12 protein-coding genes, 1 pseudogene and 1 riboswitch are annotated in these 11145 nt (G+C 45.1%); of the genes and pseudogenes, 8 read left to right on the plus strand and 5 right to left on the minus strand.

The genetic code is table 11. The annotated features are described in order from the left end of the window. Positions 1-171 precede the first annotated feature (171 nt). From MHI30_RS07325 to MHI30_RS07335, 3 genes are all read left to right on the plus strand, one after another. Positions 172-327, plus strand: coding sequence for a transcriptional regulator SplA domain-containing protein (locus MHI30_RS07325; RefSeq protein WP_020451111.1), 156 nt, complete (start codon positions 172-174; stop codon positions 325-327). 139 nt (positions 328-466) lie between these two features. Continuing rightward, positions 467-631: riboswitch (M-box (ykoK) riboswitch) on the plus strand. A 248-nt stretch (positions 632-879) separates the two neighbouring features. After that, positions 880-2235 carry a magnesium transporter gene (gene mgtE / locus MHI30_RS07330; protein WP_075753155.1) on the plus strand — a complete coding sequence of 452 codons (1356 nt, stop codon included), beginning with the start codon at positions 880-882 and terminating at the stop codon, positions 2233-2235. Positions 2236-2325: 90 nt separating this feature from the next. Further along, positions 2326-2733, plus strand: a complete 408-nt coding sequence (locus MHI30_RS07335) for a hypothetical protein (RefSeq protein WP_075753153.1) — start codon at positions 2326-2328, stop codon at positions 2731-2733. Positions 2734-2765: 32 nt separating this feature from the next. On the opposite strand, the gene MHI30_RS07340 is transcribed toward MHI30_RS07335, so the two are convergent. Further along, entirely contained in the window at positions 2766-3098 is a 333-nt protein-coding gene (locus MHI30_RS07340) for a MerR family transcriptional regulator (RefSeq protein WP_020451114.1), read from the minus strand. Positions 3099-3289: 191 nt separating this feature from the next. Between MHI30_RS07340 and MHI30_RS07345 the strand changes: the two genes are divergently transcribed. The 3 genes from MHI30_RS07345 (at position 3290) to MHI30_RS07355 (ending at position 4364) form a co-directional block, all read left to right on the plus strand. Then, positions 3290-3445 (plus strand): hypothetical protein, encoded by a 156-nt coding sequence (locus tag MHI30_RS07345; protein WP_142238611.1) that lies wholly within the window; start codon positions 3290-3292, stop codon positions 3443-3445. Between the two features lie 104 nt (positions 3446-3549). Then, positions 3550-3729, plus strand: a complete 180-nt coding sequence (locus MHI30_RS07350; protein WP_020451116.1) for a hypothetical protein — start codon at positions 3550-3552, stop codon at positions 3727-3729. 173 nt (positions 3730-3902) lie between these two features. Continuing rightward, complete coding sequence (locus MHI30_RS07355) at positions 3903-4364, plus strand: MarR family transcriptional regulator (protein ID WP_020451117.1); 462 nt, start codon at positions 3903-3905, stop codon at positions 4362-4364. Positions 4365-4369: 5 nt separating this feature from the next. On the opposite strand, the gene MHI30_RS07360 is transcribed toward MHI30_RS07355, so the two are convergent. From MHI30_RS07360 to MHI30_RS07375, 4 genes are all read right to left on the minus strand, one after another. Then, a complete protein-coding gene (locus MHI30_RS07360) occupies positions 4370-6220 on the minus strand; it encodes a DNA ligase D (protein ID WP_075753149.1) in 1851 nt (616 codons plus the stop codon). 3 nt (positions 6221-6223) lie between these two features. Beyond that, the gene (locus tag MHI30_RS07365) at positions 6224-7096 is read right to left on the minus strand and encodes a Ku protein (protein WP_075753147.1); all 873 of its coding nucleotides are present in this window, start codon (positions 7094-7096) and stop codon (positions 6224-6226) included. A gap of 153 nt (positions 7097-7249) precedes the next feature. Next, on the minus strand, positions 7250-8512 hold the full coding sequence (locus tag MHI30_RS07370) for a diguanylate cyclase (protein WP_021837407.1): 1263 nt from the start codon (positions 8510-8512) through the stop codon (positions 7250-7252). Next, on the minus strand, positions 8500-8901 hold the full coding sequence (locus tag MHI30_RS07375; RefSeq protein WP_255220638.1) for an MHYT domain-containing protein: 402 nt from the start codon (positions 8899-8901) through the stop codon (positions 8500-8502). Before MHI30_RS07375 ends, MHI30_RS07370 begins: the two co-directional genes overlap by 13 nt. 289 nt (positions 8902-9190) lie before the next feature. Here MHI30_RS07375 and MHI30_RS07380 point away from each other — a divergent pair, with 289 nt between their 5' ends. Together MHI30_RS07380 and MHI30_RS07385 are read left to right on the plus strand one after the other, a co-directional pair. Further along, a complete protein-coding gene (locus tag MHI30_RS07380) occupies positions 9191-9832 on the plus strand; it encodes a DedA family protein (RefSeq protein ID WP_003181037.1) in 642 nt (213 codons plus the stop codon). A gap of 147 nt (positions 9833-9979) precedes the next feature. Next, a pseudogene (locus MHI30_RS07385) lies at positions 9980-10871 on the plus strand (TerC family protein). Positions 10872-11145: the final 274 nt, after the last annotated feature.

The raw sequence follows: 11145 nt of genomic DNA on the forward strand, positions 1-11145 counted from the left end.
TATAGATAATAGAGGAGAAAAGTCGAATAACTGCGAACAATGCTGGAATTGTAAGCGAAAAGACCTGTGAAATCGGTGAAAGGGCGAGAGAATCACTAGATATATGAGATTTCGCTTCATCATATTATCCCGGCAAAAGGATATCCTATTAAAAAAAGGAGTTGATACAGGGTGAAAGAACAAGAAAACGAAAAAAGAGACGAATTGTCAATCGAGCAGGCGGAGTTTGTGCCGCATCCAAAATATGAAGGAGAATACGCGCTTTTGCTGCACGAAAACTACCACCTGCTGTCAAAGGACGACCTTGAACAGGATAGCGAAAAGTAAGAACGGAGCTCGGCATCTCGGCGAAAGAGCTGGTTTAATTTTGACGAAAAAGGGAATCAACCATAATAGAGAGCATTAAGTTTGCTTTTCTTATTGACAGTTATCCTTTTTTTCTGTAATCTCATTGTGTCCGGTAAATACAGCTCTTCGTTAGGTGAGGCTCCTGTATGGAGATACGCTGCTGCCCAAAAATGTCCAAAGACGCCAATGGGTCAACAGAAATCATCGATCTAAGGTGATTTTTAATGCAGCTGGCATGTTGCCTATGCCATACAGTGCTAAAGCTCTACGATGGAAGGCGTTAGGGTTTTATTTTGTATGGCTTTTAACACCTTCATTTCAATGAAATAGGTGTTTTTTTATTTTTTGAGGAAAGTGAACTTTCCGTATTAAACAAGGAGGTGGAAGTATGGATTCTCCCCATTCGAGGCGGTTTAAACATACGAGAAATATTTTACAGTATCACACATTGATTGATGAGGAGATCCTTATACTTCACCCCTTTTGCTATGGTGATATAAGGATCTCCTGAAAAGGGAGGTACAGATTGCCATGGTAAAAAACATGACATATGATGAACTTATTTTACGCATTATTATTTTGCTGAGAGACGGAAAGCGAAAAGAGTTTCAAAACGTTTTAGAGGAACTGCAGCCTTATGATATGGCGATTCTGTTTAAGGAGATGCCCGAAAAGCACCGCGGCCGGTATCTGTCTTTTTTAACGGTTGAAGACATTACCGATCTCATGGGCGAACTGGATAGAGAAGAGCAGCTTGTCGTTTTGAACAAGGTCGGCAAAGAAAAAGCGATCCATGTGATGAATAAAATGGACAACGACGACCTTGCCGCGCTCTTCGAGGAAATGGACCCAGAGCTGAAAGACCAGCTTCTTTCCAGTATGGAAGCGGAAGAATCTGAAGCGGTCCGGGTTCTGATGAACTACCCGCCTGAAACAGCGGGAAGAATCATGACAAACCGCTATGTCTGGATTCCGCAGCATTACACGGTAAAAGAAGCGGTCGTCAAGCTGAAAAGCTTTGCGGAAATCGCAGAGTCGATCAACTATTTATACGTTATCAATGAACAAAAGCAGCTTGTCGGGGTTATCTCATACCGGGATCTCATTTTGGCAGAACCCGATGAGAAGGTTCAGGATTTAATGTTTACAAGGGTGATATCGGCGGACGCTCTTCAAGATCAGGAAGAAGTCGCAAGGCTCATCGAGCGGTACGACTTTCTGGCGATTCCCGTTGTAGAAAAAGACCATGAACTTGTCGGGATCGTAACGGTTGACGACATTATCGACATCGTTATCCAGGAAGCGAATGAAGACTACGAAAAATTTGCTGCATCTGGTAAAGCGATCACGTTTGATACAAAATCGTATGTCGCTGCATACCGTCGTCTGCCGTGGCTGATCTTGCTTCTGTTCATCGGTTTGATCTCTGGCAGCATCATGAGCTTTTTTGAAGACACGCTGCAGCAGGTTGTCGCATTGGCCTTTTTTATGCCAATGATCGCAGGAATGACGGGTAACACCGGAACACAGTCTCTCGCTGTCGTCATCAGGGGACTTTCTAAAGAAGAGCTCAATAAAAAAACGATTTTCCGCTTGATTTTCCGGGAGCTCAGAGCCGGGATTATCATCGGCGTCGTGTGTGCGGTCGTGATTACGGGAATCGCGATTGTATGGCAGGGGAATCTGCTGCTCGGTTTTGTGGTAGGGACTTCGCTCTTTGCCACACTGATTATCGGAACGATGGCGGGAACGATCGTCCCGATCATCCTTCACAAGTGCAACGTCGACCCTGCAATTGCATCGGGTCCGCTGATCACAACATTAAATGACATTTTGTCACTGCTGATCTACTTCGGTATTGCAACTGCATTCATTCATTCGCTGTAAGCAGCAGCCCTCCTTTTTTAGGGAGGGTTTTTTGCTTGCCAGAATTCGTAAAAGCCTATATATTTTAGGCAGAGATCAGGGGGGATTGGTATGAGAAGATTTGCAGCTGTGCTGATTTGTTTAGCCGTTGCAATGATTGCTGCCGGCTGTCAGAATGAAGATGAAGGAAAAGACAGGCGGCTCGTCGCAGTCGAGGGTATGCTTGAGGCGATATTGAACGATGATGTGTCAAAGATGAAGCGGTTGTACGTGGAGGGCGCAACCCCCTCTCCGGAAACAATCCTGGAAAACAAACAGAAATGGGGAATTTCCGGGCTTCATGCTGATGATTTTCAAATTTCTGAAGCGAGCATCCATGTGTTTCATGCCGCTTACAAGATGGAAAATACCGGTCAGCCCGGAACGATCGCGTTTCGGATACGCAATGATCCAGATAAAGGCGTTATGATCGATTTCATTGGATACATAAAGGAAACGAAACAGCAGGAAAACAGGTGACGAATCATCCGGAGGGAATGATTCGTTTTTTTTTAGCGGTTTTTGTATTTAAAATGAGCGTTAAGCTGTCCTTCGAGCATTTTCTTTCTGAGCTGCTGGTCGTTTTTCAGCCTCTGTTCTTTTTTGCGCATATCTTTGAGTATTTCTGCCGTCTGAACACCGTCTTCCCGCTTGTTTGCGATTTCCATCAGCCGTTCAACGTCAGCAAAGGAATACTTGCGCGTGCCTCTTGAAGAGCGCTGCGGATAGATCAGCTTGCGTTCTTCGTAATAGCGGATCTGCCTGACCGACAAACCCGTCAGCTCGCTGACAATGCCAATTGAAATCACTTTTTTATCTTTATAAGAAAGATCTTCGACTGTCATTTTCCCACCCCTAAGATGACTTTTTTTGTATTATATAAGAAAACGCGCGAAAAAACCTAACGTTTGTCAGGAAATCTAACATTGTTGAAAAACTTTTAAAAAAATCGCGGAAGAAAAGTTTACAGGAACCATGCAAGGGGTAAAAGTGTTTTGTATGCTGTAGGTACAGACTGATGAGGGGGAATCATTGGATGAAGGAACACAAAGCAGTCACACTCGCCAAAGAAATCGTTGCCTTAGACAATAAAAGAGACGAATTGCTTGAGACATTACTGAAGCTTGCCGGAAAGGATGCGTTTCCGCTGCTGAGGGCGGTGCAGAACGGCTTTTATCAAAAGTCCTCTTAAATCCGGAAGTGGGCGTGAAAGCAAACTTTACACGGCCTTAAAGCCTGGTTAATAAATAAGGTCTATTCTTATATTACAACACACGAAAATGAAAGGAGAAGATTATGAGCAGATTGTTAAAAAACGCTTTGGAAAAGGAAAGAAACCATTATTCAAAAAAACTGAGCTCACTCGGTGAGTATAATCAGGATGTTTTGCAGAGAATGACGATTACGGAGCTCAGAAAAGAATATTTTTATTTTTTCCGGAAAAATAAAGCCCGTGTTCAAAATCGGCCATTTTGAAAAAACGGGCTTCTTTTTAATATCTTAAAAAAAATAAGCAGGAGTTTTCTTTCGAATAACGAAAATATATACTTATAGAATATGGGAAAAGCATGACCCTTTCTTTTTCTACATTTGTAAGGGTTTTCATTTCCCGGGTTCATTTTAAGAAAATAGTATAAGAGGTAGATGATATGAGACTTTCGTTTAATGAGGAAGAAGTTCACCGTGCTATGTCGCTGTACAAGGTTTTTGCCAGGGCTTTTAAAAGCGTTTCAGAACATAGTATTCGGGACAGCAAGGAACACGGCTTTAATCCTACAGAATTTGCTGTATTGGAGCTTTTGTATACGAGGGGAGCCCAAAAGCTGCAGCAAATCGGCTCGAGGCTGCTCCTTGTAAGCGGAAACGTAACCTATGTGATCGACAAATTGGAAAAAAACGGTTTCATCAAACGAGAGCAGGACCCGAAAGATAAACGGTCTGTCTATGCGAATTTGACAGAGAAGGGAAAGGCATATCTCGATGAGATTTATCCGATCCACTCCCTGAGAATTGCGCGGGCTTTTTCAGGCTTGACAAAAGAGGAACAGGAGCAGCTGATGGCCCTTTTAAAAAAAGCCGGAATCCACAGCCAGCACCTATTGTTTCGCTGAAAAAGTCAGTTTTCCGAACGGTCAATTTCTTTTAAGTGATCGAGAATAGCTTTGATCTGTTTGTCTTGGGGCTGTCTGAAGAAGCTTTCGAAAGGGCATCCGAGTTCCTTTGTGCGTTTGATGACAGCCTCCATCGTAAAATTTGAGGGTGCCAAGTCTGAATGGACTTCCTCCCAAAACAGCGGTGCGGCCACTGTGCCAAGCTCATTGCCTCTTGTGGAATACGGGCAGATGATCGTTTTTCCCGGAGCGTGCTGCACATAATCAATATAGAGTTTTCCGCCCCTGTTTTTAATCAGGCGTTCGGTTGTGAACAGATCGGGAAAAAGCGAGACACAATAAGAAGCCGCAAAGCTTGTGAAAAGGCGGGTTTCTTCATAAGTAAAGGCGTTTTTTGAAATCGGAACATAGATTTGTATCCCTTTATTTCCCGACAGCTTTGGAAAAGATAAGAGGCCAAGCTGATCAAATAAACGGTGCAGCTCTTTCGCGGCTCTGACGGCCAGTGGAAACTCCGACCTTGAAGGCGGATCGAGATCGAAAACGATTTCGGTCGGACGGGTCGTATCCGCTGTTTGAAAAGGGATATGGAACTCCAGCGCAAGCTGATTGGCAAGCCACAGCAGAACCGAATAATCGCTGCAGATAATATGCTCGTGCTCGTCATCCCGAATGGACGTGATAAATTCGGGTGCGTAGTCGGGCTTGTTTTTTTGAAAAAAAGATTCCCCGCCGGAACCGTGCGGATAACGGATAACGGTAAGCGCCCGATTATCGAGAAACGGAAGCAGAAAATCGCCGATTTCATTCAGATATCCGATGTAATCCGCTTTTGTTTTATTGCTTTTAGGAAAGATGATTTTATCAAGGCTTGTCAGCTGCAAATCGGGGTGGACGTTTCTTGAATGAAGCAGCAGGCGCTTGTAAGTACAATCTTTCCAAGCCATGTCAAATTCAAAAGAAACAAACGACACCTCGCGCAATGTCCCGTAATGAATCGTTAAATAATGGACCGTCATGCAAATCGACGGATCTATGGTATATTCACCGGGCTTTGTTTCGGTTCCGTATTGCTTGACGATTGAAAGAATGGCGTTTCTTTCCTGTTCTCCGAGTCCGTGGGAAACCGAACCGACTTCTTTAATTTGACCGTGGTCATAGACGGCGATTGTCAAATAACGGTTTGCCATGTTGTAGCCTGTCATAAATACGGCTGCTTTTTTGTAGTTTTTGAGCTTGAGCCATTCGGCTGTTTTTTTACTTTCAGCCCAGCGGCTGTCTTTTTTCTTTGCGACAATTCCCTCGCCGTCAAACCTTTTAACAGCATGCCAAAGAGCATGGAAATCTGAAGTGTCAGGGATGTATTGAATTCGTGCGTAAGCCATCGGATCGGGAGCCATCGGCAAGCCAAGCTCTTTCATCAGGTCGGAAAGCATGCGTTTTCGTTCGGTATAGGGGAGCGAGGTTAAACTTTCTCCTTTAAAGACCAGTAAATCAAAAGCGAGGTACTGGCACGGTTTCTTCGCGGCAGCTTGTTCAATCAACTCGGCCTTTTTGCTTAACCCTCTTTTTTGGACGTATTCAAACCGGGAACGAAAACGGTTTGTCAACGACACAATTTCCCCGTCAATCGTGATCGGCAAATGTTCTTTGAGATTTTCGATCATGCTTTTTGCAAATTCCGTAATTTCCGGAAATGTGTTTTCGAGCGGCTGCGCGTTTCTGCTGATGAGCGAAACGTCGCCGGCCGCAGAAATTTTTAAAAGCCCCCGATACCCGTCATACTTGGCTTCATACCGCCAATTGCCGCCTGAAGGAGCGGATGTGGTCAATACGGGCTGCATCGTGATTCCCATTTTTTATTTTGCCTCTGAAGCTTTTTTGCGCGACGTTTTTTTCTTTTTTTCCCCGGTTCCTTTTGCAACAGGCGTTTTTGCCGCTTCCCGGTCAGGCCCTTTTGTCCGTTCGATGCTGGCTTGGAGAGCGCTCACGAGATCGATTACATCCTCGCGCGGAGCGGCGGCCCCGGCATTTGGCGTGACACCTTCATTATGGTCGATTTTCTCTTTGATTTTATCCATCAGCGCGATTCTGTACGTATCTTCATATTGTTCAGGCGCAAATGTCGTTGTCAGCTCGTCTATTAATGAAATCGCGGTTTGCAGCTCTTTTTCGTTGACTGCGGTTTCTTCCGGAACACCGGGTACGTGGGCTGCGTTTCGGACCTCATCAGGGTAGTGGATGGACTCCATTAAAATGCAGTTTTCGTAGACGCGAAGAATGGCGAGCTGTTTTTTTGAGCGGATGGTCATATGGGCGATCCCGATCTTTTCTGTTTTTCTGAGCGCTTCGCGCAAAAGTGAGTACGCTTTTACACCGTTATCTCCCGGTCCGACGAAATATGAACGGTTGAAATAGATGGGATCGATTTCCTTTAGCTGCACAAAATCAACAATTTCGACGGCCTTGTCTTCCTGCTCTTCTTTGAGCTGCTTCAGCTCATCGTCCGATAAGACGACGTATTTGCCTTTAACATATTCGTAGCCCTTGACGATGTCGTCGGGCGCGATTTCCTGATGGCAGTTTGTGCACTTTTTTTCATACTGAATCGGGGCGCGGCATTCTTTATGAAGCGACCTTAATTTAATATCCTTATCCTCTGTCGCTGCAAACAGTTTAATGGGGATATTGACAAGGCCAAAGCTGATAGAGCCTTTCCACATCGTATGCATCGGTTCGGTTCAACTCCTTTTCTTTTATTGATGCCTCTCTGCAGATTGTTTCATGAATAGCAACTTATGGATGACAGAGGAAAAAAGCATCCGGGCTGAAGCCCGGATGCTTGCGGCGGTACAAGTTTGGAGCCGTTCTTCTTGAAGGAAGCCTTAGTTCAGCTCGATTTCCTTCTGGAAAGACGGTCTGTTCTTTCTGGCGAGGGAAGACGAGAAGTACCGATATCTGCTTACGCTCTTGTGCTTTGCGGCGTACATAGCCATGTCGGCTTTTCTCATCAGCTCATCGCCGTCTGTTCCATCGTCCGGAGAAACGGCGATTCCGATGCTGACGGATGTTTTGAGGCGATGCTCTTTAATGCGAAAAGGCGTTTCAAACTGACTGATCAATTGCCTGGTCAGCTGATCGATCCCTTGTAAAGGAGCGACAATGATAAATTCATCGCCGCCCAGCCGGGCGATAAAGCCTTCATTGGGCACACAGTGCGCCAAACGCTGTGCAGCAGCCACCAGCAGCAGGTCCCCGACGTCGTGGCCTAGGGCGTCATTAAACACTTTGAAACGGTTTAAATCCAAAAACAACACGGCCGTCCCTGTCTCCTGCCGCTTTAGAACATTTGCCAGACGGTCGACTGCATACCTTCTGTTTGGCAAATCCGTCAACGCGTCATAGTGGGCCATTCTATGGATTTTGCGTTCTGCTTCACGCTGGTTTGTCATATCTTTGCATATGACATAAATGCTGTCAAGCTGCTTTCTGACATACACCGGTATCAGCGTCACATTTAAATCAAAGCGCTTTTCAGCTATCGCGATTGCCGTATCGCGGTTGATGGCCTGTTTTTCATTTTGGACTTGAAGGAACCAGCCGAGCAGCCTGTCATGATCCTCCTGCCGAAAAACGGAAGACAGGCGCTCGGGTTCAATTCCCATTTTTTCAAGAAGGCTGTATCCCGATGAATTGGCGGAAAGCAGCTTGCCTTCAAGCGAAAAAACATAGATCGGATCAATGTTGTGGTTGATCAAGGACTGGAACCGCTCCTCGTTATCTTTGACTTTTTCGATATGAAGCAGCAGGCGTTTGTCATTGAAGGCGCCGAAAATCAAGAAGCATTGAAGCATCAGGCTGACAAGCACGATCATAATGCCCAGTTCAACAGTATCGATTCCTTCATAGCCTGTGTCAACGCTGTCAGCCATGAAAAGCGTAGCTGCTGACATTCCTGTATAGTGCATGCCGGAAATCGCTCCGCCCATTAAAAGCGCGCTTCCGATTTTAATGAACAATATCCGAAAAGAACCGGTTTTTTTGGCGAATACAACTGACAGTTTTAAGGCAGCGAAGGAGGCAAAAATGGCGATTGCAAAAGAGGCGGCATAAAGAACGGGATGATAGACGATTGTCATATTTTCCATTGCTTCCATCCCGATAAAATGCATGGAGGCAATTGCGCATCCCATTGCAAGGGACCCGGCCGCCAGTCTTCCATTCGTCGGTTTTTTTCATTCACCACATAAAATGAGATGAGCGAGCCTGCGAAAGCGGCAACAATCGACAACAAGACGAATTTCAAATCGTATTTCATTTCTTCTGCTGTCTGAAATGACACCATCCCGATAAAGTGCATAGACCAGATGCCAAGCCCCATCGTGAGGGAACCGGCCAAAAGCCATCCGATATTTTTCCTGCCTTTTGTATGTACGACCCGTTCAGATAAATCAAGGGCTGTATAAGCTGCCAAAACTGCAGTGAAATAGGATAATAGGACGAGCCATCCATTATATTCACCAAGAACTTCTGTCACTTTTTTCTCCGCCTTTTTGTACTTATGATGAAAAGTCTAAATAACTATACTGTATTGTGAAAGGCTAGACTGCCGTACTCTTAACCGTTGACATAAAAAAGCGGCAATAGCGCTAATTCCGGTATAATTCGTGAATTATACTATATATAATGAAATTCGCCAATAAAAAATGATATCCTCCTGTTCTTTTTAAGGAGGACTTCCCATTTTGCTCTTCAATTTTCTCGAATTGTGTTAAAATCATTTTTGTACGTTCTTTAGAACTTGAAATTATCAATCGTCAAAGGTTGTGGTCGATATCGAAGAGTTTATTTTATCAATGGCTGAGGCATTTAAAAGCCTCTCGTATTTAGGCATTTTCCTGGCGCTGTGCATCGAATTCGTGCCGGCTGAGATCGTTCTGCCGCTTGCCGGATACTGGGTGTATCAAGGAGATATGTCGATGTTCGGGGTCGTTGCAGCAGGTTCACTGGGAGGTGTCGCAGGCCCTCTGACGCTTTACTGGCTCGGGAGGTACGGGGGGCGGCCGTTTTTGGAACGCTACGGCAAATACTTCTTTATCAAGCCTGAAGCGCTTGAAAAATCGGACAGGTTTTTTGAAAAGCACGGCGGGTTTGTCGCATTCAGCGGCCGTTTTATACCTGGAATCAGAACGCTGATTTCCATTCCGTGCGGACTCGCGAAAATGAATGTGTGGGTATTTTGTATTTATACATTCCTCGCGATCACGCCGATTACGTTCGTCTATGTCTATTTAGGCTTTTACCTCGGCGAAAACTGGAGCAAGGTCGGCAGCCTATTGGACGGATACCTTCTTCCGGTCGGCATCGGGTTCATCGTTTTGTTCGTTCTTTACCTTTGGTTGAAGGGCAGGCGGAACAAAATCAAATCGCAAAGCGTTTCAGCCTTTATAAATAAAAATAAGGATTGACAGCCGTGCGCATATGAGGTTAATATTATCTTATAATTCAATATTTTCTTTTATCCCAAAGGGGAGTAGCGTCCGGATGTTTAACCGGAAACAAAGTCGTCAGTTCATGGATCTTCATCCATCGGCTTTGTTGGCATGTTTTAATTAATGATAACCATGTCTAGCAAGACCTTTGCCTAATGTTGGCAGAGGTCTTTTTTGTTTTCTGAAAATACCCTGCCGCATTAGCGGGAATAAGAGAAAGAGACAATCACTTAGGAGGAATTACAAAATGGATGCAGCATTATTACTTGAATATGGTTGGGTTCTTCTCATCCTAGTCGGGCTGGAAGGCATTTTGGCCGCGGACAATGCCCTCGTCATGGCGGTCATGGTTAAACACTTGCCTGAAAAAGACAGAAAAAAAGCGCTCTTCTACGGGTTGGCCGGCGCGTTTGTGATGAGGTTCGGCGCTTTGTTTGCGATCTCTTTCCTTGTCAATGTCTGGCAGTTGCAGGCGATCGGCGCCGTTTATCTGCTTTACATTTCCGTCCATCATATTTTGAAAACCCACGTTTTCAAAAAGGACGAAAAAGTGAAGGAGACGAAGCAAAGCGGTTTTTGGCCGACGGTTATCAAAGTTGAACTGGCAGACATCGCTTTTGCCGTCGACTCGATTTTAGCTGCGGTTGCGCTGGCTGTCACACTTCCGGCGACAAACCTGCCGCAAATCGGCGGGCTTGACGGCGGACAGTTCATGGTAATTTTAGCCGGCGGGATCATCGGATTGATTATTATGCGCTTTGCTGCAAGTCAATTTGTGAACTTGTTAAAGAAACGTCCGAGCCTGGAAACGGCTGCTTTTCTGATTGTCGGCTGGGTTGGTGTGAAACTGACGCTCTATACGCTCGCACACCCGCAAATCAATATCGTCTCTGAACATTTTATTCATTCAGGTACTTGGAAGTTCATCTTCTGGGCGGTGCTGATCGCCATTGCGCTCGGGGGATGGTTTATGACAAATCCGAACAAACACGAGAATAAAGCTGCTGAGGAGTAAACAGCTTTTCCCAGACTGCCGGTCTTTCACCGGCGGTCTTTTTTTGCCCGCACGAGGAAGAGCCGGGGAAGATGGCCCTAGATCAATCGAAATAAGATTTCATTTTATTAACAGCCATGTTACAAAAACGGCGGGAAAACCCCCTTAATCGTCAAACAGATCACGAATTGTTCTAGGAGATCAAACAAATGACTGTCACAATTGAAAAATTAGAAATGAATACCGCGTTTTCTCCTTTGCGAATCCCTATCAAATTAGCTATCATTAATGAGTA

The sequence above is a fragment of the Bacillus sp. FSL L8-0528 genome, assembly GCF_038593085.1.
GTDB lineage: Bacteria > Bacillota > Bacilli > Bacillales > Bacillaceae > Bacillus > Bacillus paralicheniformis.